This is a genomic window from Azomonas macrocytogenes (assembly GCF_014191985.1).
Lineage (GTDB): Bacteria > Pseudomonadota > Gammaproteobacteria > Pseudomonadales > Pseudomonadaceae > Azomonas > Azomonas macrocytogenes.
Genome location: NZ_JACHXI010000015.1, coordinates 31930 through 57860, shown reverse-complemented (window position 1 = coordinate 57860; position 25931 = coordinate 31930). Strand labels below are relative to the sequence as shown.

Annotated in this window: 27 protein-coding genes, 1 tRNA gene and 1 pseudogene; 14 read left to right on the top strand and 15 right to left on the bottom strand. The window is 52.6% G+C overall.

The window, feature by feature from the left end; genetic code table 11:
- Positions 1 to 13 precede the first annotated feature (13 nt).
- Together FHR87_RS13695 and rpoE are read right to left on the bottom strand one after the other, a co-directional pair.
- Complete coding sequence (locus tag FHR87_RS13695) at positions 14 to 577, bottom strand: sigma-E factor negative regulatory protein (protein ID WP_183167286.1); 564 nt, start codon at positions 575 to 577, stop codon at positions 14 to 16.
- Between the two features lie 38 nt (positions 578 to 615).
- Positions 616 to 1197, bottom strand: a complete 582-nt coding sequence (rpoE, locus tag FHR87_RS13690; protein ID WP_120993000.1) for an RNA polymerase sigma factor RpoE/AlgU — start codon at positions 1195 to 1197, stop codon at positions 616 to 618.
- A 724-nt stretch (positions 1198 to 1921) separates the two neighbouring features.
- Between rpoE and nadB the strand changes: the two genes are divergently transcribed.
- Positions 1922 to 3535: an L-aspartate oxidase gene (gene nadB, locus FHR87_RS13685; protein ID WP_183167285.1), complete on the top strand. Its 1614-nt coding sequence runs from the start codon at positions 1922 to 1924 to the stop codon at positions 3533 to 3535.
- Here the strand turns inward: nadB and FHR87_RS13680 are convergent.
- Both FHR87_RS13680 and FHR87_RS13675 read right to left on the bottom strand, forming a co-directional pair.
- Positions 3504 to 3956 (bottom strand): protein YgfX, encoded by a 453-nt coding sequence (locus FHR87_RS13680; protein ID WP_183167284.1) that lies wholly within the window; start codon positions 3954 to 3956, stop codon positions 3504 to 3506. The two genes, nadB and FHR87_RS13680, sit on opposite strands and share 32 nt — an antisense overlap.
- A complete protein-coding gene (locus tag FHR87_RS13675) occupies positions 3940 to 4194 on the bottom strand; it encodes an FAD assembly factor SdhE (protein ID WP_183167283.1) in 255 nt (84 codons plus the stop codon). Before FHR87_RS13675 ends, FHR87_RS13680 begins: the two co-directional genes overlap by 17 nt.
- 123 nt (positions 4195 to 4317) lie before the next feature.
- On the opposite strand from FHR87_RS13675, the gene ygfZ reads away from it, so the two are divergent.
- Together ygfZ and FHR87_RS13665 are read left to right on the top strand one after the other, a co-directional pair.
- Positions 4318 to 5265 (top strand): CAF17-like 4Fe-4S cluster assembly/insertion protein YgfZ, encoded by a 948-nt coding sequence (gene ygfZ, locus FHR87_RS13670; protein WP_183167282.1) that lies wholly within the window; start codon positions 4318 to 4320, stop codon positions 5263 to 5265.
- A gap of 41 nt (positions 5266 to 5306) precedes the next feature.
- Positions 5307 to 6149: an HDOD domain-containing protein gene (locus FHR87_RS13665; RefSeq protein ID WP_183167281.1), complete on the top strand. Its 843-nt coding sequence runs from the start codon at positions 5307 to 5309 to the stop codon at positions 6147 to 6149.
- A 101-nt stretch (positions 6150 to 6250) separates the two neighbouring features.
- On the opposite strand, the gene ung is transcribed toward FHR87_RS13665, so the two are convergent.
- The 6 genes and pseudogenes from ung to FHR87_RS13640 all read right to left on the bottom strand — a co-directional run bounded on the left by ung (position 6251) and on the right by FHR87_RS13640 (position 11024).
- Positions 6251 to 6946 carry a uracil-DNA glycosylase gene (gene ung, locus FHR87_RS13660; RefSeq protein WP_183167324.1) on the bottom strand — a complete coding sequence of 232 codons (696 nt, stop codon included), beginning with the start codon at positions 6944 to 6946 and terminating at the stop codon, positions 6251 to 6253.
- Between the two features lie 576 nt (positions 6947 to 7522).
- Positions 7523 to 7747: pseudogene (locus FHR87_RS13655) on the bottom strand (oxidoreductase); the annotation flags it as partial.
- A gap of 148 nt (positions 7748 to 7895) precedes the next feature.
- On the bottom strand, positions 7896 to 9359 hold the full coding sequence (locus tag FHR87_RS13650; protein WP_183167280.1) for an aldehyde dehydrogenase family protein: 1464 nt from the start codon (positions 9357 to 9359) through the stop codon (positions 7896 to 7898).
- Positions 9360 to 9503: 144 nt separating this feature from the next.
- Positions 9504 to 9638: a hypothetical protein gene (locus FHR87_RS19505; RefSeq protein ID WP_275944082.1), complete on the bottom strand. Its 135-nt coding sequence runs from the start codon at positions 9636 to 9638 to the stop codon at positions 9504 to 9506.
- Entirely contained in the window at positions 9635 to 10321 is a 687-nt protein-coding gene (locus tag FHR87_RS13645; RefSeq protein ID WP_183167279.1) for a type 1 glutamine amidotransferase domain-containing protein, read from the bottom strand. Before FHR87_RS13645 ends, FHR87_RS19505 begins: the two co-directional genes overlap by 4 nt.
- A gap of 97 nt (positions 10322 to 10418) precedes the next feature.
- Positions 10419 to 11024, bottom strand: coding sequence for a TetR/AcrR family transcriptional regulator (locus FHR87_RS13640; RefSeq protein ID WP_183167278.1), 606 nt, complete (start codon positions 11022 to 11024; stop codon positions 10419 to 10421).
- A 475-nt stretch (positions 11025 to 11499) separates the two neighbouring features.
- On the opposite strand from FHR87_RS13640, the gene FHR87_RS13635 reads away from it, so the two are divergent.
- Positions 11500 to 12309 (top strand): enoyl-CoA hydratase, encoded by an 810-nt coding sequence (locus FHR87_RS13635; RefSeq protein WP_183167277.1) that lies wholly within the window; start codon positions 11500 to 11502, stop codon positions 12307 to 12309.
- A 38-nt stretch (positions 12310 to 12347) separates the two neighbouring features.
- Complete coding sequence (locus tag FHR87_RS13630) at positions 12348 to 13463, top strand: enoyl-CoA hydratase/isomerase family protein (RefSeq protein ID WP_183167276.1); 1116 nt, start codon at positions 12348 to 12350, stop codon at positions 13461 to 13463.
- Here the strand turns inward: FHR87_RS13630 and FHR87_RS13625 are convergent, their stop codons facing one another.
- On the bottom strand, positions 13464 to 13823 hold the full coding sequence (locus FHR87_RS13625; protein WP_183167275.1) for a hypothetical protein: 360 nt from the start codon (positions 13821 to 13823) through the stop codon (positions 13464 to 13466). It lies immediately after the preceding gene.
- 127 nt (positions 13824 to 13950) lie between these two features.
- On the opposite strand from FHR87_RS13625, the gene FHR87_RS19500 reads away from it, so the two are divergent.
- From FHR87_RS19500 to FHR87_RS13580, 9 genes are all read left to right on the top strand, one after another.
- Positions 13951 to 14160 (top strand): cysteine-rich CWC family protein, encoded by a 210-nt coding sequence (locus tag FHR87_RS19500; RefSeq protein WP_183167274.1) that lies wholly within the window; start codon positions 13951 to 13953, stop codon positions 14158 to 14160.
- Positions 14161 to 14339: 179 nt separating this feature from the next.
- The gene (locus tag FHR87_RS13615) at positions 14340 to 15770 is read left to right on the top strand and encodes a site-specific integrase (protein WP_183167273.1); all 1431 of its coding nucleotides are present in this window, start codon (positions 14340 to 14342) and stop codon (positions 15768 to 15770) included.
- A gap of 1189 nt (positions 15771 to 16959) precedes the next feature.
- Complete coding sequence (locus FHR87_RS13610; RefSeq protein ID WP_183167272.1) at positions 16960 to 17154, top strand: hypothetical protein; 195 nt, start codon at positions 16960 to 16962, stop codon at positions 17152 to 17154.
- Complete coding sequence (locus tag FHR87_RS13605) at positions 17147 to 17494, top strand: hypothetical protein (RefSeq protein WP_183167271.1); 348 nt, start codon at positions 17147 to 17149, stop codon at positions 17492 to 17494. The genes FHR87_RS13610 and FHR87_RS13605 overlap by 8 nt, the downstream gene beginning before the upstream one ends.
- 219 nt (positions 17495 to 17713) lie before the next feature.
- Positions 17714 to 18991, top strand: a complete 1278-nt coding sequence (locus FHR87_RS13600) for a primase-helicase family protein (protein WP_183167270.1) — start codon at positions 17714 to 17716, stop codon at positions 18989 to 18991.
- Between the two features lie 386 nt (positions 18992 to 19377).
- The gene (locus FHR87_RS13595; RefSeq protein ID WP_183167269.1) at positions 19378 to 19917 is read left to right on the top strand and encodes a hypothetical protein; all 540 of its coding nucleotides are present in this window, start codon (positions 19378 to 19380) and stop codon (positions 19915 to 19917) included.
- Entirely contained in the window at positions 19901 to 20329 is a 429-nt protein-coding gene (locus FHR87_RS13590; RefSeq protein WP_183167268.1) for a hypothetical protein, read from the top strand. Before FHR87_RS13595 ends, FHR87_RS13590 begins: the two co-directional genes overlap by 17 nt.
- Positions 20330 to 20872: 543 nt before the next feature.
- Positions 20873 to 21439 carry a recombinase family protein gene (locus FHR87_RS13585; RefSeq protein ID WP_183167267.1) on the top strand — a complete coding sequence of 189 codons (567 nt, stop codon included), beginning with the start codon at positions 20873 to 20875 and terminating at the stop codon, positions 21437 to 21439.
- Positions 21440 to 21668: 229 nt separating this feature from the next.
- Positions 21669 to 21742, top strand: a tRNA-Gly gene (locus tag FHR87_RS13580).
- Positions 21743 to 21895: 153 nt separating this feature from the next.
- Here FHR87_RS13580 and FHR87_RS13575 read toward each other — a convergent pair.
- The 4 genes from FHR87_RS13575 to FHR87_RS13565 all read right to left on the bottom strand — a co-directional run bounded on the left by FHR87_RS13575 (position 21896) and on the right by FHR87_RS13565 (position 25867).
- On the bottom strand, positions 21896 to 23191 hold the full coding sequence (locus FHR87_RS13575) for a lactonase family protein (protein WP_183167266.1): 1296 nt from the start codon (positions 23189 to 23191) through the stop codon (positions 21896 to 21898).
- Positions 23192 to 23327: 136 nt separating this feature from the next.
- A complete protein-coding gene (locus tag FHR87_RS13570) occupies positions 23328 to 24938 on the bottom strand; it encodes a carboxymuconolactone decarboxylase family protein (protein WP_183167265.1) in 1611 nt (536 codons plus the stop codon).
- A 3-nt stretch (positions 24939 to 24941) separates the two neighbouring features.
- Complete coding sequence (locus FHR87_RS19495; protein ID WP_221189851.1) at positions 24942 to 25274, bottom strand: SDR family NAD(P)-dependent oxidoreductase; 333 nt, start codon at positions 25272 to 25274, stop codon at positions 24942 to 24944.
- Positions 25160 to 25867: an SDR family NAD(P)-dependent oxidoreductase gene (locus FHR87_RS13565; RefSeq protein WP_221189848.1), complete on the bottom strand. Its 708-nt coding sequence runs from the start codon at positions 25865 to 25867 to the stop codon at positions 25160 to 25162. Before FHR87_RS13565 ends, FHR87_RS19495 begins: the two co-directional genes overlap by 115 nt.
- Positions 25868 to 25931 lie beyond the last annotated feature (64 nt).

Here is a 25931-nt window from a genome sequence, read left to right as displayed (position 1 = left end):
TTTCCCTTATTGATCATTTTTCCATACCGGTAGCCTGTTGCGCATGCTGACGAATATAGGACGGCAATCTTTGCTCATGCCACTCATCTTTGCCTGCTTCACCTGCTACCTGAGCCTTATCATATGGTTCACTATAGCCAACCGTTACAGCCGGAGCCTGAACCTGTTGCTGCGAGACATTCAAAGAAGGTTGCATGGTCTGTTGTGCAGCCATCATGTCAGCAGTATCGTTTTGATTATACAAACGAACACCGGCCAATACCGCTAGCGTAACCGAGGCAGCTATAGCGACCCGCCCAAAGCCTCGCAACGAGAAACCTTTCTTCGCAGGGGCTACCATAGGGGCTTGCAGGGCATCTTCTGCTGCGATAGCAGCAGCAACAGCAGAAGAAATGTCCAGATGAAAATCAACTGGTTCCAACTCCTTGTGCATAGCTGCGCGCGCAATTTGATAGCGTAGCCAAGTCGATCGTGTTTCAGATTCACTGGTTGTGGCAAGTACGCGACGCAACTCCAGTTCGTCCGCTTCGTTATCCATCACTGCGGACAGCGATTCATGCAGGGTTTCACAACTCATGCTAATTCCTCTCTCTCTATAACGGATAGGCCGCTGTCTCAGGACTCATGCAACAAGGGTTGCAGCGCTTTATCAATTGCTTCACGCGCCCGAAAGATTCGGGATCGCACCGTACCAACCGGGCATTGCATGACATTGGCAATGTCCTCGTAACTCAGACCGTCGAACTCACGCAAAGTCAGGGCCGTACGCAAATCTTCAGGCAACTGCTGAATGGTTCTATGAACAGTTCCTTCGATCTCATCCCTAAGCAACGACCTCTCTGGAGATTCGATATCCTTGAGCGCGTGATCGCCTTCGTAGAATTCGGCATCTTCAGAACTTACATCGTTATCTGGTGGCCGTCTTCCACGCGCTACCAGATGGTTTTTCGCTGTGTTGATCGCAATGCGATACAACCAAGTGTAAAAAGCGCTATCACCACGAAAATTACTAAGTGCTCGATAGGCTTTTATGAAGGCTTCCTGAGCAACATCCTGGGCCTCATGAGAATCATGGACAAAGCGCACAATCAATCCAAGGATCTTGTGCTGGTATTTCATGACCAGCAGATCGAAAGCCCGCTTATCGCCACGCTGTACTCGTTCGACCAACTGCTGGTCTTGCTCCTGGGTTAGCATGAACACTCCTCGTTAAACCCCAAGGGGATACTGCCTTTTCCAGCGAGCCAACTTGCATTTAAAAAGACACAAGCCGCGCTCAAAAGTTCTCCCCCATTACAAGCTTTTGGGAAACCGGTCACAAAACTTGACCTATCCTCACGAACCCAAACGCTATCACTTGTATGGCTACATTACAAAAATACGCCTATACGGAAGAGTGAAGCTTTTAGCACTACAGCCTTGTGTTGATGCCAGAGGCACTGGATAGTTCCCTACCCGGGAGTCAGCTACTCTCCACCAACGCCAATGGATATCGGCTCTAGTAAATCAGCGGCCATCTCTAGTGCTTTCGCCTTGGTGGATCCTGCCAAGCTACACCTCAGTAAATTGCCAGCAAGCAAATTACACGGTGATGCAAGTACTTTCACAAGTGTATTTTTATTATCTACCTGATTTGAAAACTCACATATTGCTTGTGATAAGCAAACGCATTAACTAGTGCAATATAAATTTCAATCATTCTCAGCCAAGTTTATTGTGTAAAACGAGGCAAATGTTTGGCCAAGCAAGCCACAGTCTTGCGTGATGATACGAGGAACAACACAATGCGGCAGCATTTAGCCGAGCGGCTCGAATGACAAAGCCAGCTGTAACATAAAGAGGCAGCACCTATCTTAATCGATGTAAAACATGGCAAAAGCCACCAATAAAAAGAACTTTTCAGATCTACAGCGGATTCGATATGAGCCAATACTACTCGCATGACGTCCTGATCATAGGCAGCGGAGCCGCTGGCTTGACCCTTGCCCTCAATCTTCCTGACAGCCTACGTATCGCAGTCATCAGCAAGGACAAGCTATCCAACTGTTCGACTTTCTGGGCTCAGGGAGGCGTGGCGGCGGTTCTGGACAATACAGATACAGTGGAATCACATGTCGCGGATACGCTGGTTGCAGGTGGTGGATTATGCCGTGAAGATGCTGTCCGCTTTACGGTCGAACGTAGCCGCGAAGCCATTCAGTGGCTGATCGACGAAGGAGTCCCCTTTACCCGGGATGATAGTGCTTCTGAAGGTAGCGGCTTCGAATTCCATCTGACTCGAGAAGGTGGGCATAGCCGCCGACGCATCATTCATGCAGCCGATTCGACCGGCGCTGCCATCTTCAATACCTTGCTCGCCTGCGCTCAAAAGAGGAACAACATCGAGCTATTGGCACAGCGTGTTGCAATCGATCTTATTACTGAACAAAAACTCGGCAGGTCCGGCGATCGCTGTCTTGGTGCCTATGTTCTGGATCGTTGCACAGGCGAAGTGGATACCTTTAGAGCCCGCTTTATCGTGCTGGCTACCGGTGGAGCAGCCAAGGTCTATCTATACACCAGCAATCCGGATGGTACCTGCGGCGACGGTATAGCCATGGCCTGGCGAGCAGGCTGCCGAGTCGGCAACCTCGAATTCAATCAATTCCACCCCACCTGCCTCTATCACCCGCAAGCCAAGAGTTTTTTGCTCACCGAAGCCTTGCGCGGAGAAGGCGCTATCCTGACCCTGCCCAACGGTGAACGCTTCATGCCTCGCTTCGACGAGCGTGAAGAATTAGCACCACGGGATATTGTTGCCCGGGCCATAGACTATGAAATGAAGCGACTGGGTATCGACTGTGTCTATTTGGACATCAGCCACAAACCAGCCGACTTTATTCGTTCGCACTTCCCCACCGTCTACGAGCGCTGCCTTGAGTATGGCATCGACATCACCAAAGAACCGATTCCTGTGGTTCCTGCAGCGCATTACACCTGCGGCGGCATAGTCGTCGATAAAGCCGGACGCACAGATTTACCTGGGCTTTATGCAATCGGCGAAACCAGCTTCACAGGGTTGCATGGTGCGAATCGCATGGCCAGCAATTCGCTTCTCGAATGCTTCGTCTACGGGCGCTCGGCTGCGCGAGACATCGTCGAGCAACTACCGTTGGTTGCAATGCCGGACGATCTACCGAGCTGGGATGCCAGTCAGGTTACCAATTCCGATGAAGATGTGATCATTGCTCATAACTGGGACGAGTTGAGGCGCTTCATGTGGGACTACGTGGGTATCGTACGCACAACCAAACGTCTTATGCGGGCAAAACACCGAGTACGCTTGCTATTCGCCGAAATTGACGAGTTCTATAGCAACTATAAAGTTAGTAGAGACCTTATAGAACTACGCAACCTGGCTCAGGTAGCTGAACTGATGATCCAATCAGCCATGCAACGCAAGGAAAGCCGCGCCCTGCACTACACACTCGATCATCCTCGCCAGTTACCAGTGGCATTTGACACTATTCTGGTGCCACCCAGCGCCGACGACTGAACTTCAGGCGCACTCTCAAACGGCGATGCATATGTCTTGGCAAGGCATCTCGTGGAATACAGACTCCGCGAGACCGCCATTGTCCGGGTAGACGGTAGCGCAGGATGATCAGTGCTGGCCAGGCCATGCTATCCGGGCGTAGCTGTATCGCTTGCCAGCCATGTGCCTCGCTCCAAAGCCACCAACCACAGTCATCGTGACGCAGCCCCCGAACGGCCTGCTTAGTGGTCAGCAAGATATTTCCGGGCAAAACCCAGACAGCGTGAAGAACACAGAAAAGCAACACCCCAGCCTTCAAGTATCCCGGAGCAGCCGAAACAGTGATTGCCAGCAATGCCAGAAATTGAGCAACGAGATAGAAGACCAGTAGCAGGTGCGATACCTGCCAGCGGCATTCGAGAGGCTCACTTCGGCTGGACACGATCCAGGATCATGCGAACCATACGGTAAATATCTGCATCTTCTGGGATTTCACGCTCCATGAACCAACCGAACAGATCTTGATCTTCGCATTCAAGGAGCTTGCAATAGCGACGTTGATCTTCAGGATCAAGAGTCGCATAGACTTCCTGAACGAAAGGTACCAGCAGGACATCCAGTTCAAGCATGCCGCGACGGCTATGCCAGAACAGACGATTGAGTTCGGTTTGATCAGTCATGCGGCAACTCCCTATTCACAAGGCGCATAGTATAGCGATGCCTCGACGAACCGGTATCGATCGACTCGTTTATTCGGCAGCCTGCTATGATGATTTTTTCAAAAATCCACAAGGCAGTCGACCATGACCGAAAAAGCCTTTTTCTGCATTCTATCGCATGAAGGAATCCTTGCTGTCCGCGGCCTGGATGCCAGCAACTTTCTGCAAGGGCAGCTGACGTGCAACATGAAATATCTGACCAGCGAACGCTCCAGCCTTGGCGCTCGCTGCACGCCGAAAGGACGCATGCAATCCAGCTTCAGAATTCTTGCCGATGGCGACGGTTATCTACTGGCCATGGCTGGTGACTTGCTGGAACCACAGATAACCGATCTGAAAAAATATGCAGCGTTTTCCAAGTCTGCCTTGAACGATGAAAGCACCCATTGGCTGCGCTTTGGCTTGTATAAGGGCGATGACGCCATACTCTCCCTGGGCCTGACACTCCCCAACGATACCGATCAATTCGTCCGCACTGACAATCTGATTGCCATCCGCTTGCCAGGCGACCGGGCTGAATTGTGGGTAAAAGCCGAAAAGGCCGAGCAAGTGGAAAGCGAACTGGCCGGGCAGCTCGACAAAGCATCGCTCAATGCCTGGCTTCTGGCTCAGATCAGGGCCGGAGTAGGTCAAGTATTTGGTACAACTCGCGAATTATTCATTCCACAAATGCTCAATCTGCAGGCACTTGGTGGCGTGAGTTTCAAAAAAGGCTGTTACACCGGTCAGGAAATCGTTGCCCGTATGCAATATCAGGGCAAACTCAAACGACGCCTCTACCGTTTGAACACGCAAGAATTAACTGACAATTTGCCTGCTCCAGGAGTCGAACTCTTTTCCCCCGTGCATTCAAGCAGTGTGGGTGAAGTGGTTCTTGCAGCCAGTACAGATCGAAATACGGAGTTGCTTGCCGTAGTACAAGAGGATGCCATCGCTGATGGCAGACTGAATCTGACCTCGCTTGATGGACCTGCCCTGACTTTGCTCGACCTTCCTTACGAGCTGGATAGCCAACGCGATCTCCAACGCTAATAAAGCAGAGCGTTCAACTGGCCAGGAACGACAAAACGACAATGAGTGCCCTCGTCGAAAGACTCCAACAAGAATTGATCCAAGCCATCGAGAACGATGAGCTGATCTTGCCGACCCTACCCGAAGTTGCCCTGCGGGTAAGGGAAACAGCTGAAGATCCAAATATCAGTATTTCAATGTTGAGCAAAGTCATCGGCGAGGACGCAGCCTTGGCTGCGCGAATCATCAAGATCGTGAACAGCCCGTTGATGAGGAGCAATAAGGATATCAACGATCTGCAGGCAGCTATCAGCCGACTGGGAATGAACAGTACCTGTACTCTGGCAACCGGCCTGGCCATGGAACAGATGTTTCAGGCGACATCGGATACCGTTGACCAAAAAATGCGCGAAATCTGGAGTAGAAGCACGAAAATTGCTGCAATCAGCCACGTGCTATGCCGCCATTACACACGCCTGATGCCGGATCAAGCCACGCTTGCCGGGCTGGTACATCTGATAGGAGTGCTCCCTATTCTGACCTATGCGGAGGAATACAGTGAGCTGATGGCAGACCCTTTCGGCCTGGAACGGATCATCAACGCAATACATCCTCGTATCGGCGAGAAAATTCTGCACACGTGGCAATTTTCTGAACCAATTGCGTCAATACCGGCACTTCATACCGACTTTTCACGAAACTCCGCCAATACCAAGGCGGATTATGCCGATATCGTTCAGATTGCTACGCTGTATAGCTATCTCGGCAGTACCCATCCTTATGCCCTGCTCGACTGGAAGCAAATACCAGCGTTTGCCAAACTTGGAATTGCTTGCGAAACCTTGAGAGAACCGGATGAAGAGTTATCGGCAACCATGGAAGCAGCCATGAGCATGTTTCAGTGATATAAAAACAGCAAATCTCGTCACCAGCGACTTGCTTCGCCGAGACAGGGTCCACGCATGTCCTGTCCGCCACATCCAACTTCTTGCTTTCTTGAAACGCATCAAACCTGTTCTGGCAAGGACCAATCGATCGGCTGCATGCCATGCTGTTCCAGAAACTGGTTGGCTCGTCCGAAGTGGCCATTTCCCAGGAACCCTCGATGGGCCGATAGCGGTGAAGGATGGGCTGATTTAAGCAGCAGATGCCTGGTCGGATCAATCAGTCTTGCTTTACCTTGAGCATGCGCGCCCCAGAGCATGAAAACCAGGTGTGGCCGCTCATTCGAGACAATTTCAATAATGCGATCGGTAAAACGTTGCCAGCCGGCTTGCGCATGCGAACCAGGCCGCCCCTGCTCTACTGTCAGCGAGGTGTTCAACAACAACACACCTTGTTCGGCCCAATGTTGCAGATAACCATGCCGTGGTATATCTATATTCAGATCACGCTTGAGCTCCTTGTAAATATTCTGGAGCGATGGCGGTGCCGGCACGCCCGGCTGGACAGAAAAGCACAGCCCATGCGCCTGGCCTGGCCCATGGTAAGGGTCTTGCCCAAGGATGACGACTTTCACCTTGTCTAGAGGTGTAGAGTCCAGAGCATTGAAAATCAGCGGGCCCGGCGGATAGATCACTTTTCCTGCAGCTTTTTCCTGTCTTAGAAAATCGCTCAGCGCTTGCATGTAAGGTTGCTGAAATTCTTTCAGCAAAACGGCCTTCCAGCCGGGCTCAAGCTTGATGCGATCCTCTTGAATCATGGGTACCTCGAATAACGATGCCAAGTTAAAGAAAGTGACTCGTGTCAATCGGCAAAAATTGAAAAGCCTGCATGCGGCCAAGAAAGCAACGCGGAAATTACTACTCACCCTGCATTCCGCCAACATGAATCAACAATACGTTTCGACAAGCCAGACAATGCCCTTATTGCCTGAGCCAAACAAACCGCAGGGTATGCGTTCAAAAAAGGGCCAGTGTCAAGCCCCTAGTGAAAATCACCAGTGGCTCAAATCTTATACGGAACATGGGGTTAGCTCTACTTTTGGCCGTTTTGCGGGGCTGTGGCATGGAGGGCCCGGAAGAAGCCGGAGGCGTCCCTTCCGATCCAGCATCAGCCTTTGAGAGCTTTGGGGCGGTAGCCGCCACGGATCCGCCGAGCTACTCGGCGACGACTTCCAGCGCCCGGGCCTCGTAGGCCGGATAATCGGTGAAGCCCTTCTCGGCGCCACCGTAGAGCGTGGATGCGTCGAGCGGATTCAGCGGCCAACCGTTGGCGATGCGCGCGGGCAGATCCGGATTGGCGATAAAAGTGCGCTCGAACGCGATTATGTCCGCCAGCCCGGCGTCCAGGCATAGCCCTGGCCACGCGGCTCGATCTGCGTACCCTCCGTCACCATGAAGCCGGCGCTTGCACGCTGACGGTAGTATTCGGCCATGAGGTTCGTCGCGATATCGCCTGGCTGGGCGGCGCGCTGACGGGTCAGTGGTGGCAGCACGATGCGGTTGCGCAGCGTATGGCGGCCGAGCCGCAGCGGGTTGAAGTAGATCTGGTTGCTTGTCATCTCGTTTCTCCGGACGCACGGCATGCGGCGTCCCAGGTTCCGGCCATGGAGGGCACGGAAGCAGTTGATTTCTAATGGCTGCAGGTTGCGGGCTGTTCGCCCCGCCGGGACGGCTCCGACGTGGAGCCGTCCCGGGCCGACGCTTAGCTTACTTGTGGATCAGCACCGTCTTCGCATTGGTGAAGAGCTCGCGACCTTCGCGGCCGTGCTCCGTTCCAAGACCCGACTGCTTGACACCGCCGAAGGGAATGTCGACGCCCTGGGTGTGGATCTCGTTGACCCAGACCATGCCGGCTTCGAGCCGATTGGCGACGGCGACCGCGGCGTTGGTGTCGCGCCCCCAGACCGACGCGCCCAGGCCGTAGATCGAAGCGTTCGCGCGGTCCACCGCATCGTCCACATCGTCATAGGCGAGGATCGGGACGATCGGGCCGAACTGCTCCTCCTGGACGATCTTGCTGTCCTCGGGCGGGTTGTTGACGACGGTGATCGGGAAGAAATAGCCCGACTGGCTCTCGTCGATCTCGCCGCCGAGGACGATTTTCTGGCCATTGGCCTTGATGTCGTCGAGGAAGGTCTTGAGTTTGTCGAACTGCATCTTGTTCTGGACCGGTCCGACGCCGACGTCGGGATCAAGACCGTCGCCCACCTTCACCGTCTTCGCATAATCGACGAACGCCTTCACGAAGTCGGCATGGAACGAGCGGTGGACGTAGAGGCGCTTGATGCCCACGCACCACTGGCCCTGATGGCCGAACGCACCCCAGAAGAGCTGCGGGATGATCGCTTTGTAGTCGGCATCGGGCAGCACGATCGCCGCATCGTTGCCACCCAGTTCCAGCGTCACGCGCTTGACCGTTCCCGCCGCCGCACGCAGGACGTGCTTGCCGGTCTCGGTCGATCCGGTGAAGCTGATCTTGGCGATGTCGGGATGGTTGGTGAGCTGCGGCCCGAGGTCGTCGCCACCCGACACGACCGACAGCACGCCTGCCGGCAGCACGCGCTGAGCGATCTCGCCGAAGCGCAGCGCGGTCAGCGGGGTGAACGGCGTCGGCTTCAGCACGAAGGTATTGCCGGTAATCAGAGCAGGTGCCACCTTCCACAACGAGAGCAGCACCGGGAAGTTCCACGGCGTGATGCCACCGACGACGCCAAGGGGCACATGGTGAAGCTCGACGATATGCGAGTTGGTTTCCTCGACGATCTCGACCGCAATGCGGCGCGCGGCGATCTGGCGGATATACGAGATCGCCTGATCAACCTCGGGAGCCGCCATCGTCTCGAGCGGCTTGCCCTGCTCCAGTGTCAGCAGGCGGACCAGATCGTCGCGATTCTCCTGAAGCGCGTCGGCATAGCGATCCAGATAGACCTGACGTTGGTCATAGCTGAGGGCCGACCAGCTCTTGAAGGCGGCTTTGGCAACGGTGATCGCCTCATCGAGCTGCTCGGCGCTGGCGGACGGCGCCTGCGCGAGGACCTTGCCGGTGGCCGGGTTGATCACGTCGAAGCCGTCTTTCGCTTCGACCAGCTTGCCGGCGATGGTGAGGTGGAAAGGGCCGGTGAAGAAATCGGCAGTGGCTGCCGTCTTATCGACTGGGGTAATCGCATTCATTACTATGGCTCCTGTGGTATCTCGGGCCGGCGGTGGGTCGAAAAATCCTTTCCGCCGGCCCGAGGGGTTGAGGTCGCGACGTGCGGCCTCTGCTCGGCGAGCCGTCGCCGTTGGCGCGGTCGACGGCTCGCACTTTCGGTAACGCTATCCCCTGCTCTCGGGCTGAGCGTCGATTCCCTCGACGAAGTACACCCTGCCGGTGCTGCCCTGCAGGCGATGGAGACGTGCGGCCTGGCAATCGGTCACCGTTTCGCGGACGAAGACGACATAGGCGGTCATACCGACGCCTCGAGCGCTTCGACCAGGCGCTGAGCGGCGGCCGTCGACGAGGCCGGGTTCTGGCCGGTGATCAGCAAACCGTCCTGCACGACATAGGCGCCCCAGTCCGGGCCGCTCGAGTAGAGGCCGCCCCCGGCCTTCAGCTCGTCCTCGACGAGGAACGGCACCACCTCGGTCAGGCCGACGCCGGCTTCCTCGGTGTTGGTGAAGCCGGTGACTTTCTTGCCTTCGACCAGCGGACGGCCGTCGATCGTCTCGACGTGACGCAGTACACCTGGCGCGTGGCAGACTAGCGCAACCGGCTTGCGCGCAGCGAGGAAGGATTCGATCAGCGCGATCGAATGCTTGTCCTCGGCCAGATCCCACAGCGGGCCGTGGCCGCCCGGATAGAACACCGTGTCGAAGTCGGCCGCGAAGACGTCGGCGAGCTTCACTGTGCTCGCCAGTGCCTTGCTCGCTTCGGCGTCGGCTTCAAAGCGGCGGGTCGCATTGGTCTGGAAGTCGGGCTCGGCGCTCTTCGGGTCGAGCGGCGGCTGGCCGCCGTTCGGCGAGGCGAGCGTGATCTCGTAGCCGACCTCCTTGAACACGTAGTAGGGAGCGGCGAGCTCCTCGAGCCAGAAACCGGTCTTGCGGCCGGTGTTGCCGAGTTGGTCGTGCGAAGTCAGAACCATCAGAACTTTCATGTCGTTCTCCACGTTGACAGTGAATTATTAGACCGGTCGTCTTGATGAGAGATGTAAAAAAACACTCCCGCAGAAGCGCGGCTGCATCCGCCCTCGGTCAGGAGGAAAGATGCAGAATCTTGCGAGTGGCCATCATGGCCGTCTCAAAAGGCTGTGGGGTGCGGACGATCTTCACCATCAGGCTGGCGCCCAACCATAGTTGGTAGAGGCTTTGGGCGACCTCGTGCGGCGTACCCTCTACGGACAGCGAACCTTCCGCCACGCCGGCCTCGATGGCACCTGCCAGGCGGTCGATGATGCCGGCGGTCCCGCGCCTGAGCGCAAGGCGCATGGCTTCGGACAGGTCGGCCACCTCCGCGCCCAGCTTCACCGCCAGGCACTTGCCTTGGCATTCATAGAACAGTTGGTTGTCCTGCCAGTACTTCCAGTAGTTCATCAGGCGCTGCGCCATGTTCAGACCCGGTGCGCCCAAGGTGGCGTCGAGCTCGGCCAGGTAGTCCTCGAAGTAACTTTCGAGCAGGGCTTCGCCGAAAGCGTCCTTTGAGCCGAAGTAGTGGTAGAACGAACCCTTCGGCACGCCCGCAGCGGTCAGGACCTCGTTGATGCCCACGGCGGAGAAGCCCTTGCCGGCCATGATGCGTTGGCCGTTGGCAAGGATGCTCTCGCGGACGTCGTTGGTTTCAAGGGTGCGTAAAATGTTCATGGGGCCAATGTAGCACCAACTAGACCGGTCGTCTATATCTACATGTACTAGCCGATCACGCTAAGGAATTGTGCGATGACTTGCCCTCGCTAGGAACCCACGAGGCCGAACAGAGTCGAGGCCGGTCGGTTCACGAAGCTGACCGAATGTGATCTTGCCCAGGAAGCCAGGCACTACGGTGCTCCTCGGAAAACCCGGTTTTCCAAGCGTCGCATGGGAATCAAGCGGAGGAAAACCGAGTCAAGCTTGGAAAGCACCGGCATATGATGGGCGATCCTAAATTATTGATAAAACCAATATATATGATCAAGGCGCGTACCAACGAACTGCGGTACTGAAGTCATCGTGAAACAAAAAATCATCGACACAGGATAGTGTCTGGTGAAATCTGCCTTGCAACCTTATCGCTTTGCAGCATTCTGAGAAAGAACTACCAATCATGCGCATAGCACCTACCAGATAGAGGCGGCTCGCCATGGCTCATGCGATCGAACCCTATAAAGCTGGTGTCTTCGACCTGCCTCACAAATTGACAGTCGAGACCCATGGCCATACAGCACTTATCACCATCAACCAGCCTCCTGCCAATAATTGGGATCACGATTCTCTGATCGGCCTCAGGCAGGTACTCGAACATTTGAATCGTGACGATGGTGTTTATGCCTTAGTTATTTCGGGCCATGGCGAAAAATTCTTCAGTGCGGGAATCGACCCCAAGCTGTTCGCAAACGGAGATCGTGTCTATGCCTGGGAAATCGCGCAGCGGCTTGGCAAGGCTTTCGAGGCCCTTCGCGATTTTCGTGGGATATCCATTGCAGCAATAAACGGCTTTGCGCTAGGAGCAGGACTCGAGTGCGCGCTTGCTTGCGATGTGCGAATAGCCGAACGCCAGGTCCAGTTGGGATTTCCTGAAGCAGCGCATGGCTTGATGCCTTGCGCTGGCGGCATTCGTTTATTGCCACAACTGGTAGGCATAGGCTGGGCCAAGCGGATGCTGCTGTGTGGTGAACGTATCGATGCTGAAACGGCGGTACGTATCGGGTTGATCGAGCAACAGGTCGATCCCGGTGAATCCCGCAGGCATGCACTGCTCATGGCCGGCAGGATCGCTCGGCAAAGCCCCATGGCCACACAAGCCATCAAGCTGCTGCTCAATGCAAATGCCCGGGAAAATCCTGGACCAGCCGAACGCGAAGCCTTTGTTGCCCTCTTCGATACCGAAGATGCCCGTGAAGGAATCAATGCTTTTCTGGAACAACGCGAGCCGAACTGGAGAAATCTCTAGCACGTCCCGCCTTATCGAATACAAATCGAGATAGCCCAATGAATGTAATATTCGAAGAACGACCAGCCCCTCACGGTATTCGCATCGGGATCGTCACACTGGATTCGGAAAAAACGCTCAATGCCCTTACGTTACCGATGGTTGAGGCTATGCTCGATCATCTCAAGCAATGGGCAACCGACCCGGCCATCGTCTGCGTCTTGCTACGAGGTAATGGCAATCGGGCATTTTGTGCTGGCGCAGACGTTCGGCGCCTGACTCAAGCATGCCGTGAGCAGCCAGGTGAAGTACCGCATCTTGCAGCTCGCTTCTTCGCCGATGAATACCGTCTGGATCACTTGCTGCATACCTTTGCGAAACCTGTCATAACCTGGGGGCACGGCCTTGTTCTGGGCGGCGGCTTGGGGCTGCTGCAAGGAGCCTCGATCCGCATCGTCACCCCTAACAGTCGTCTGGCAATGCCAGAAGTCAGTATTGGTCTATATCCGGATGTCGGTGCCAGTTGGTTTCTGTCCCGTCTTCCGGGAAAACTCGGTTTATTTCTTGGCCTTACCGGTACGCAAATCAACGCCCGTGACGCTTTGGATCTCGATCTTGCCGATCGCTGCCTGAACGACGATCAACAAGAAGAGTTGATCGAAGGGCTTATGCAGATCAATTGGGATCACCAGGCCACAGTGCAACTTCACAGTCTGCTGCACGCCATGAGCCAGCAAGCCCGGGAATCCCGGGAATCCCTGCCTGAAGCGCAGATTCTGCCACGCCGCAATCGCATCGATGAGTTATTGGATATGGTTGAGCCAAATCAGGCCTGGCACGCACTAAACGCACTGATAGAAGATGCCGATCCATTGTTTGCACAGGCAGCACGAACCATGACAGAGGGCTGCCCATTGACCGTTCATTTGCTGTGGGAACAATTACTGCGTGCTCGCTTCATGTCTCTGGCGCAAGCTTTGCGCATGGAATACGCCATGACACTCAATTGCTGCCGATATCCGGAATTTTCCGAGGGAGTAAGGGCCCGCCTGGTAGACAAAGATAATCGCCCCCATTGGCACTGGCCGGATATCGACACAGTGCCACAGACCATAATCCAAGCTCATTTCCTTCCGACCTGGACGGGTACGCATCCACTGGCGGACTTGGCCTAATCAGCGCTGATAGGAGCGATAGTAATGACCCGGCTGTGAACGAAACTCAGAGCCCTTTCCCCTTTGCTGAAATGATGGCGGTGGTGCATCACGATAGTATCCTTGCTTGTTCCACCGCTGCACATGCCCATCCCGGCGCGAATCATAGTGATGCTGCTGCAGCTGTCTCGGTGGTAGGCGGTTGAGGCTGCCCTGATGTTGTGAGTACGGACTTCTGGGGTCGTACTGATATGAGCGAACCAGATCATTCCGGCCATTGGCAGAATGATCGCTGGAAATATGATGATGGGTGCGCCCGTCAGCTACCCCATGACCCGAAAGCAATATGCCTAGCACTACAGCAATGAAGCGAATTTTCATCTGTACCTCCACAGCATGAATCGCCTGTTATCTGGTTTATCAGACCACACCACAAAGCCTTTCACACTGTTTGCAGGTTTTCCCTCCATTACAGAGTATTACACGACCGGATCGGAGCTGATCGCCCATGATCGATAGCAACGCCACCTCATCGCTTTGTCCGGTTTGCGGGAAACCCAACGATTGCGCTTATCAGGACGCAGGAAGCAATCGAATGTGCTGGTGCTTTTCGGTAACCATCAAAGCAGAATCTCTGCGCAAAATACCGGAAAGTGTACGAGGCAAAGCTTGTCTGTGTCGCTGCTGTGCCCAAGCAGATCCTGCTTCGAATGAATAAAAGCTATTGACTCTTCCAGTCAATCCCCCAATTCTTAACAAGCGCACTGAGCGCGGGTGTAGTTCAATGGCAGAACAAGAATAACTATCATCTCCTCCCATAAGCCACGGATCTTGTGGCTCTCAGCATGATTGAGTGGTCTAATTAAGTGGTCAAAGTACCACTTTAAGAGCCTTCTCATGCCTAGGTTTTGTTTCAGAAAAAAGGGTGAATCTACCTACTACGCTAAATTGACTGTGCCTATCGATGTTCGTCACATCATAGGTAAATCAGTGTTCAAGCAAACCACTGGCACCAGTGATAGCCGAATTGCAGGTGATAGAGCCCTATCCATTGTGGCTGGATGGAAAGAAGAAATTGAAAAAGCAAGGAATGCTGGTGCTAATTTAATCAGTGATATCCGTTATACCCGTTCTGAATTAGCAGAGACCATAAAACAAGCCGATGAAATAACAGTTAATAAAATTCTATCACTTCCCAATCCCTTTCCTGGTGAAACACCAAGTCGACCACCTAACATTCCTACATTTCTCAAGATGATCGCCGAAACTGCCATAAAAGAAGATAGATTGCTCGAACTTGCAGCCATATTCAAAAAGCATAATTCTGAGTATCCATCAAAAGGCAAGTTAATTGATTTATACCAAGAAGTGTTTGAATTCTATTTCACTCTTCAAAATGACAGAATATCAACAATCTTGTTTGATAACGGGTTAAGTAAGGATATTGAATTATCAAAAGCACCAGCAACCCCTACCTTACTATCAACATCTCAGATTGGAAAATACACTGACTACCGGTTGAAGACTGGAATAACCAGCGGCGTTGCTGATAATGACAAGCGACGATTAATAAGACTATTCAAGGAATTAGGTTCTAATCCAACCCAACAACAAGTCCAACAATGGTTTGATAATCTTGAATGCACTGCCGCATCGATGGATAAGTATTTAAGAACGTTCAATACATATGCTCTATGGCTACCAGCAGCATCCAGTGTATTTGCTGATATTAAAATCAAGACTGAATCAAAGAAGGAAATGGCAGCAAGGGGTAAAGAATCGTTCACCCTCGAACAGCTCCAGATTCTATTCAGTTCTACTAAACCGGCAGCAATCTCACTACGGCCATTGATGCTATGTGCTCTCTACACTGGTGCACGTATTGCTGAATTATGCGATTTAAAGATAGAGAACATCAAAATAACAAATGGTATTAGGGTTATTGATATCAAAGATTCCAAAACCGTAGCAGGAATTAGATGCATCCCTATTCACTCTCAATTAGAACAAGTGATTGATGAACTAATCTCAGCGTCAAAGAATGAATACCTGTTTAATAATTTATCAACGAATAAAGGCGAAAGATCAAAACTATATGGCAAGCGCTTTAGCGATCTGAAAATTGATTTAGGCTTTGATAAGAGAGTGAGTTTTCATTCATTTAGACATACCTTCGCCACTGCTCTGGCTAATCTCGATATTCCCGAGCGGATCATTCAGCACATAGTCGGGCATGAACGGACCAGTTTTACATTCAAAAAATATGCTAAATCGGAGCCCCTGGTAAAGATGAAGGAAGCTATAGAAAAGTTAGATTATCAATTCTAGGCTCCTATAAACTCGTACAAGCGACGATCACCACCCTACCAATACACTGGTATCCATCACACTCTTACATCTCCCAGAACAGCTTACAGGAGCTTGTAGGCGATCTACGAAAATTCCGGTAGCACCAGCCATTAACACAATCAGCAATCATCAGTCAATAGTAATTGTTGACAAAATCGTAGATTAATGATATAATTTCCTTATAGAGTAGAAGTTTTTTATTCCCTTACCCTCCCAGTTTCGGCAGATATTAGGTTCTATCTCCTTTCCTAATATGAGTAATAAAAATGGTGGTTGTCAGAACGGCACCATTGCTCGCTGGTTATTAGCTTTTTCTCATATTTGAGTTATTAACTGGCTCTGCCACCCCTATTAGCTGCTATTTGTTTCTTTAACCCAGGTTGACCGATAACAGCTAATACCAAACAGGTCTCGCATTAGCCTGTTTACCACCATCAACTTAATGGTGGCTATATTCAATAGCCGTTGGCGGTTATACGCCATCGGTTTCTTTTTGCCCAAATTATTCTTTAAATACAGAGAGCTATACCAAATGAAAACAATCAAAACATGCATTATGTGTGGATCTGATATGGAAGCGAGTCATCACGATAAATTATGTTGTGGCAATACGTGCAGGATGAGATTGCTTAGATTAAAGAAGAGTTTGAATTTCAATTTAGAACAGACCGTTAATTTCATCAGAGAGATGGATTATATTCCATTCAACAATAAAGAGAATAAAAACAAAGAACTATCTTGTCCTTAACCTTAGATCTAATTTAATTGAAAATTGGATGAAACAGCAAGATTATTCTGATGATTATGGTTTGGTTAGTTTGATTTTTGAAGATGTCCAGGATCACAGAAAACATCTATCTATATCTCGAAATGAGTTAGATATCTTTGATTGGATAGAGCACCATCCTTGCACTGATTACTGGAGTTTATCAGAACAGTTCAATTTGGGTATAGTTGTAGCAAAAGCATATTTAGTTAAATATTCGAATATGCCTCTGTAAGGCTATACAATACCTCTTCCTGCAACGCACTTTTGCGGACAAGCAAACCTACTGCTACCAAAATAGCGTTTCACCAGCGAGCTCGTTGGTGCCTTCACGGGCATGTTTACCCTTAAAAACACCTCTTTTTTGCCAGACCCCAGCCTATTTCAAAAGGAAACCAAACAATGATCGCAAAATACAACCTAGTTCTAAACTCGAACCTCGTTAAAGCAGTCTTTGAAGATGATGATGAAGCTCAGTTTTTGAATATGAGCCAACTCGTTAATCAACTCTTGATCAATGAATATGAACGGCGGCAGGAGCTCGACCTACCCCATACTCGTTCAAGCCAAATACCCCTAGGCTCTCAAAATGAATGAGCTCACCATCAAGGATCGAATGCCGTACCGAGTGTATCTATCTGCAACGACGATGGACTTGGTAAGGAACAATCTCCTATCTACTCCCGAGCAAAATGTTTCAGGCGTCTTAGAATCAATTCTGACCGGCGTTATAGTCACTGCCAACCTATCACGACCCTCACGTTCAATCGTTAATCTGGGTGGAACAGAGAGGCACATAATCCATATCAAACCATCGCTGCTCAAGACAGTGCTGCTGATGTGGAACTATGAATACCAAGTTGGGGATGACGGTAGCCTGCTAGTGCCTGATTACATCATCAATGACTTGCTGCATCAGTGGGCACTGGCACCATGAATGGCTGCTTGATGTATGTGAGCCAGCTATCCCTGTGCTCAGCACCAGCTATGTCGGTGTTGCCTTTCATCCTGCTGGCTCTGGCTCTGGCACTGGTCATTATAATTTATTTATAAAATCCCTATTGCAGATGCCTACAGAATCTGTAAAATATTCGCCCTTTTGGAATCAACCAATAGGAACCTAACGATTTAAGACATTGATAAATAAGGAGAAAATATGACAGATATCATTAACATGACTGATACTAAAGTTGCTCGAAACAAGATTAGAGATCGTTTTGTTCGTGTTCCATCAATGAACGGATTCCCTGCAATCAGGGATCTATACGCTGATACCACTCACTCGAGTGTCGATCATCTTTATCACCATTGGCTTGGCTATGGTGGTGATAGTAAAACGAAGCCTGAATCTGTATTAGCAATTCTTAATTATGTGGACGGTGAAACATTTATTCCTTTAGCACCCCGTATTATTACTGATGCTGATGGTGTGAAGAAGGTCAATTTGTGGATTCAACCAACTATCAAGCCAAGTGGAAATTTGGTAATCGCAGAAGATGTTCCCCTGTTCATTGAATTTCTTGAACGATGGCTTCCGATTGAAGCTGAACGAGATTATTTCGTTTGGTGGATTGCGCACGTTGTAAGAAAAACAAATCGACGATTGGTAACAACCCTCCTACTCAGAAGTGACCATGGGGTCGGAAAAGGCTTTCTTGCTGAGACACTTTTACCTGCTTTATTAGGAGAAGAGGCTGTGTCAGTCTGCGATATCCAGCGACTACTGGGGCATCATAACGAACAACTATTAGGTAAAGTCGTTGTTTTAATTGATGAAATTTACCAACAGAAGAAGAAGACGGTTGACGCTCTAAAGTCGTTTCAAGGCAACTATACCATTCCGGTGAATCCCAAATTTCGTCCGCAAATTAACATTAAGAACTATATCAACTTTATTATGAGTAGCAATGACCACGTTCCGATCACATTAGAAAAGCAAGATCGCAGGTTCTGGGTGCCACAGTTCATCAAACATAAAGTGAGTCAGACAGACACATCTAGGTTCATCAATAAACAATTGAAGCCGTGGTTGGAAAATGACGAGGGTTTTCAAAAGGTTAGAGATTACTTGGAGACGGTAGACTTAGACGCTTTTGATCCATCATTACCACCAATGACCGATAGCAAGTACGAGTTAATGGGTTTTTCATCCTCTGAAACGCTTGAAGACCTTTTACCCGATTATCTAAAAGACAAGGAAGTTATAACCATCGGCCTTATTAAGGATAGATTCGGGAATATGGTGCATAAAGATATTTCAGATGTGTCAGTGGCAGATGTCTTGGTAAAGGTGGGGTGTAAAAGGAGAAAATTAGATACTGTTAGAGTTTATATAACACCACTTGGTCTTGCTAATGGTGCTGATAAAATCAACCCAAAAGAGCTAAAAACACGGGTTAAAGATGCTGAATTGGCCGCTGAACCACCGTTTTAATCCAAGAGTCAGACACTCTGACACGAACTCGTCAGAATTTCTGAAAAACAGCTCCAGCCCTAGTGCCGCGAGGCTCTCAGTAATTTTATACATAATCAAAACTCTGACGCTTCTCTGACGAGTTAAAACAATAAAAACAGGTTATAACCCGCGTATTTACTGGGTTTTCAATGAGAACTCTGACACTCTGACGGGTTTGTCGCACTTACCTTATATATACCCCAGGTTCGAGCGAAGCGAGAATAGAGCGATAGCTCGCAGCCGAGCGGCTGTATATAGGGGGGTAAGGGGGGAATGAAGCGCTTGCGCTGAATGAACCAGCCCTACGGATTGTAGCCACAACTTACTCAAACTATTCAAACATTAAATTTAAAGGAAAAATAGAAATGATTAATCAAGAAACAAGCCAAAATTACGTTTACCAAAACCAAGCTTTCGATATTAATAAATTTAGTATTGTCATAAATACCGCTTCAACCGAAGAATCAGCTCAAGAATTAGAAGAGCTGCAGCGACGGTTTAATACCGTCTATGACTTAATTCATTATCATATCGTCGTTCAAGCTGTCTCTTGCCAATTGCTATTAATGGAATTGGAAAAGCATCTTGCTCTTGGCTACACAATTGAACATTCACCACGGTCTAAGGTAGGTTTTACCTACGGCGGCTTCTTAAACAAGCCTCAGAGCCTACAGGAGAGCGAGAAACAATTAATCAATACCAAGGTGGCCACTATCTACAAAGACGCTGTAGCGGCCAATCTACGGGCTCAGAAGGAAAGTGAACTTGAATTAGAGATAGCTCGAATCAAATCTGGATACGAACGACAACATCATGAAGCTGAAGCAGCTATTGAAGAGAGTATCCGCCAAGAAGCAATTAAGAATTTGAAAGTAAGGGGAATAAATAATGACAGCCAATATTGATGGATTTGAACAAGCACTAAAACGTAAGAAACAACGGGTCGAGACCACGGCTGAAAACTCAGCTACATTCGAGACAGCAACACCGATTAACGAATTTAGAGCAGCTCTAAAGAATGCCAAACCAAGGTCGCCGGATACTGGCGAAATTCCGCCTGTTCGTTCAGAAGAACAACAAGGCATCATTGATGATGCTCTTGCTCTTATTCAGAGTGCGAAATTTTCGCAGACCAAGCAGACCAAGCAGACCAAGCAGACTGGTATTCAAGCGGCAGTAGATCGGGAACTGGCTAAATTATATCCAGAATTAGAGAGTTCAACTTTAGACCCTGCTGATACAGACCATTTGGATGAAAACGAGAAAGCCGTTCTTGCGAAAGTATTGGCTAATCAGCGTAAGCATCCATTAAATTGATCAAAAAATAACCAATATACCCATTTATATTGTTATATTATAACACCAAGTAATAGCACTATAATATTAGATGACGCTGTTCATGTCAGCCAGCGTCAACTACAGCAATACTTTCACTATTCAAGCTACATCTATCTTCGTCGAAAATGGTGCTATTTATCGTTATTTGGTGCTATCTCCCCTTTATTCCTCTATTTGAACTAAACACCAATCTCTCTTTTATCATTCAAATTTTTAAAAACTTAGAACGAGAAGGTGATTAGCCATCCATCCTTACACCAGTCTTGCAACCGTCCTCATTTTTGAGGATAGCCAGTCGATAATCATCCTGTCCCCCTGCTCGCTTCCATAAGATTATGGAGTCCAGCAATTACGTTGCGCTGGGAACCCTGTATACCCACCCAGTGCCATAAACGACCGATTTTGACACCAATTCAGCGCAACGTATTTGCTGGACTGTACTGGTGCCAAATATTAGGGTTGCATAGTTTTGGTACCATCTGTATTATGGGTACACCTTTTTGACACCAGCGGGATATTAAAATGAGCCGTGTATTTGCTTATTGCCGAGTGAGCACCTCTGATCAAACTACCGAGAACCAAATCATTGCGATTAGACAGGCTGGCTATGATGTTCCTAAGGCCCGCGTGATAACAGAAACCATTAGTGGCGGAGTTATGGCTATGGAACGACCGGCGTTCAAAGCTATGGTCCAGCACAAACTGGAAGCTGGAGACGTGCTGGTAGTGCTGAAGCTGGATCGTTTGGGTAGGGATAATATCGATGTGCAGCAGACGATACAGAGTCTTATAAGTAAGGGTATTGGCGTCATTAGTCTTGATCTTGGTAAGCACGATCTCTCAAGCAGTGAAGGCAAACTGATGCTACAAATATTCAGTGCCTTTGCTGAGTTCGAGAAGAGCCGGATCAAAGAGAGAACGATGGCTGGTCTTGAACGTGCTAAATCAGAAGGTAAAACACTGGGGCGTAAGACAGTGATAGACCTTGCCAAATTGCAACAACTTAAGGCCATCGGCCTGAGTCAATCAGCGGTATCAAAGAATCTCGATGTGTCACTAACTACAGTCAAGCGCTATTGGAACAAGTGAATCAATAAATAAATACAATGTGCTGATCCTAACGGGTTGGCACGATATTTTAAATAAATAAGATAGCGATATTATTGTGATCTTACGGCGTACTTAACACACCTCTTATCTCGCTGGATATTTGATTAGTGATTAGTGATAATCTGGTCCGGCAATCAGTGGTCTAATTGAGTGGTCAATTTAACCACTGATATTTTAGATAAACCACTGAAATATCAGGATTTATCTTGCGGGTGTAGTTCAATGGCAGAACTTCTGCTTCCCAAGCAGATAGCGTGGGTTCGATTCCCATCACCCGCTCCACTTCAGCTTCCGTGGGGTTCCATAAGGCACTATCAGCAAAGGCTTTTTCGTCGGACGGTCGTCCAGTGAAGGCCACCGGAATCCACCTACAGATGGCATGTCTTTCCAATTCTCGGCACCCATCGCCACGCGATGGGCGCGTTAGCGTAAGGCTCAGCGAATGACGACGTGATGGACGCCGTGCGGCGTCTCTACGAAGCCTTGATCGACAAGACGCGCTGCAGTGCCGGAACCCTCAATGCCAAAGACATGCAAGGCGCCGCCGGAGGCATCGCGGCGTTCGAACGCTGTCACCACCAGCTTGCGGCCGCTGCGGTCGAAGGCGGCCCCCTCCGGCAGGACGCCGGGGAACTCAGCGCGATCGATCGGAGTGAGCACGCCGGTCATATCGTTAAAGTGCAGCAGGACGACACTGGCGTTGGGCGTGTAGCGAGCCGCCTGTCGTGGAAGGGCCGTCTGGCGCATGTTGATGGCTGCGACGAGCGTCCCGTCGGGACTGACGGCGATTCCCTCCGACGACAGATCGGTTGCCGCATCGCCGATGCGCCGATGCGAGCCCGCTATGTCGCCGGCGTGGGCGACGCGGATCACGCTGATGCGCGAGAGCATGGTGGGCAAACGCCCTTCGAGGCTGGTCGCCGCGAAATCGCGCCCCCAGTCGAGCGTGAGGAAGTGACGTCCGTCCGGCGTGAATCGCCCGGTGAAGGGATCGCGGCCGGTCTCGATCGATGCCCCCCACGGCGTGAGGCGGAGAGCGTCGCCGGCGCCTTCGACACGAAAGAAGGCGACGCGGTTCTGGGTGTTGATAGTCACCGCCAGCACCTGGGCACCGGGTTGCCAGAAGACGGACGTTGCGGTGACACTTCCGCGTGGACCGGAAGACTGGCCGGTGATCCCAAGGTCGGCGAGGTCGAAGGTGATCGGCGGACTGAGCGTCCCGCCGTTTACCGGGATGAGGTGGACGAGGCTGCGATCGGGGGTATTGGACACCGACGCGAGCATGCGCCCGTCCGCTCTCAGATCGATCGCCTCGGGATTGGGTCCGAGGCTGACCGTCGACCTGCCCTGCGAGGGATCGCCGGTCAACGGCACTGCGCTGAGCTGTCCTCCCGGCGACAGATCGGGGGTACGCAGGATGCCAGGTCCGCGTTGGCCGAGCCGCTCGACCACATAGGCGAAACGTCGATCGGGCGACACGGCGAGGATTTCCGGCGGGCTGGTCACTGAATTGGTGACTGGGATGTGCGTCGGATCGGCCGTGCCCAGACGCCAGACGAGCAGGCGGTCCTGCAGAGCTGGGTCGGGCGAAGCGAGAAGTTGATCGCCATAGGTCGAGGCCCGGAAATCGCCATCGGCGATCGCGACGACAATGTCGCCGTCGAGGCCGGCGAAGGGCGAGTCGCGAAAAGCTTCCTGGGCACAGGCCGCCCCGGTGAGGGCGACAGTCATTAGGGCGAGGCGTGAAGTCTGAGCTAGCATCAGAGATCTTCTTTGAGCCGGAGCTTGGTGGCAATCCACCGCGAAGTGTTGGGCCGCCACGAGGCTGCCGGCCTGACACAAGGACGCTGCGATTCGCCCCGGACGCTCATGGTGACTTCCTGCCGATCCAGGCGGACACTTCGGTCAGCCGCTCCATGGTCAGCGGGATTTCAAGCAGCTCGGGCAACCGCGCCGCCAGCGCCGTCGAGTGGGGCTGCTGGAAGTGGGCGTCGAGCGCCGCCTGGTTCGTCCAGTTCTCGTAGAGGACGAAACTATCCGGGTTCGCCTCGTCGACATGCAAATCGTAGTTGATGCAGCCCGCTTCCTGTCGGCTTGCGGCCACGACAGGCAGAAGCGCTTCCTGCAGTTCGGCCCCGCGACCAGGCTTGGCCCGCAGGCGGCCGATGATGGTCAGGTTGGGCGCCTGACCGCCCGGCGCGATCGGCACCAGCGTGAGCCGGCGTTCGGCGAAGACATCGCTTGCGGCTGTCATCGCCTTTTGCACGCGCGGGAAGCCCACATAGGGCAGCATGTGCAAGATGGCTTCGGTCACCTCGCGCGGCGAGGCACCGACATTGAGGGCGGCGTTGATGTGAACCGAAATCGGGATCTCGTCCACGGTGCGGCCTGTCGCGGTCAGAGCCGCAACGGTCGCCAGCTCACGCGCCTTCAGGTCCAAGCCCGGCCGGGCGAAAATGTCGCCATAGGAGAATTCGAGGATGTAGCGGCCGAGATCAGGCGCGATGGCGTCGAAGCTGGAGACGACCGACTGGCCGGAAGCTTGGCTGATCCGGTTGAGTGCATCCTGTCCGCGTTGCTGGCGCGCCTCGTCGCTGAGCGCCTGATCCGCTTCTTCGGGGCGCGGCTGGGCGACGGCCGGCGCCGCTTCAATCGGTCGGTCGAGGCCGTCCAACACGGGCTCGATCGCCGCCAGGAGCCGGGCTAGGCCCGCATCGCCCGCCGTCTGGATCAGTGTCTCCACGATCGCCTCGCGCGACCAACCGAGCCGACGGCAAGTGGTCGCATGGAAGGTCAAGCCGCCATCTTCGTCGCCGGAAACCATCAGCATCGCAAGGGTGATGATCTCGCGGTCACGGACGGAGAGACCCGGTCTGTTCCAGATTTCTCCGTGGGCGAAACCGACGGTAAGCGGCGCGACTTCGGAAGGGCTCATCGCCCAGGTGCGAGCTGCGGCGTCGCCGCCAGCCTGCCGAAGATTGGCGAGCCCGAGGGCGCGATCGTTACCTTGAGGGCGGCCCGATGCAGCGCGGTACGGCACGCGGTCCTCTTGGAAGACGGCCTGGGTGCGTTGGATCGCGGCCTGCGCGGCGGGGAAACCGGCATAGACGAGAACATGGAGACCAACCTCAACGACCTCGCCAGGCTGGACGCCCGCGGCGAGCGCCGCACGGACCTGCGTCTGATACGGCTCTGCTGCGTCCGCCATGGCCGCGAAGGTGGCGAGGCCAACCAGCGCGCGTGCGCGCGGGTCGAGCGCCCCGCTCAGTGCGCCGGCCGATTGCGCCAGACGATCCGGAAGCGAGGGATCGAGACGCGTGAGCAGTCTGCGGGCGCGCTGATCCAGAAGGGGCGGCGTGGTGGGAGCGCTCGATGGCGATGACATGGCGATCTGGGCTTTCGCCATCGCCGGAACCGTCACCGCGACGGCGCTGGCCAGGATCAGGCTGCGGCGCTGTGGGTTGGCAGGATCTGTCATGGCTTAGATCCCCGCCAACAGGCCGCCATCGGCGAGCAAGCTCGCGCCGGTCAGGTAGGTACACTCATCCGACGCCAGGAATAGGATGGCGCCGGCCATCTCGTCAGGCTGGCCGACACGCTTCAAGCCACCGACCGTTGCGGCCGCCTCACGTTGCTGGGCTTCGGTCGGGAGCCGGTCGGTGAACATCCGCGTGCTGATGATCCCAGGGCTAATCGCGTTTACACGGATGTTCTGCTGACCATAATCCAGGGCGGCGGCCTGGACGAGGCCGATGACGGCGCGTTTGGAACTGGCATAGGCCGCGCCGCCCGGGCGGGTGGCATGCTCATGCAGCGACGCTGTGACGCTGTGACGCTGTGACGCTGTGACGCTGTGACGCTGTGACGCTGTGACGCTGTGACGACGATCTTGCCACCGCCGCGACGGATCATATGCGGGACCTTGTACTTCATCGCCAAGAATACGCCGCGCGTGTTCGTCTGCGTCATCTCCTCCCATTCATCAAGGGAGGTTTCATGGAGCGGCTTGAACCAGTTCGCGCCGGCATTGTTGAGCGCGATATCGAGGCCGCCAAAGTGCTCTGCTGCCCCATCGATGAAGCGACGGAGCTGGTCAGGATTTCGCACGTCGGCTCGCACATAGAAAGCGTCCCGGGCTCCGAGCGACCGCAGACCCGCTTCCGCCTCGCGGCCGAGCACCTCGCGACGGCCACAGAAGGCAATGCTTGCCCCTTCTCGGGCAAAGGCTTCAGCCGCCGCGCGTCCGATTCCCGAGGTGGCGCCAGTGATGACCACGGCTTTTCCGGCAAAACGGCGGCGCGCTGAGTCATCGAAAGATTGCGCTGTCGCGGGCGTGATCGAGGCGGCTATGCCAGCGATCGCGGCAAAGCCGGCGCCGAGCGCATGTCTGCGCGAGAGATCGGTCATGAATTACCTCGCTTGTTCATTGGCTTTCTTGGTTCGGGCCGGCCGTGCGTTCCAGGACGCCCGT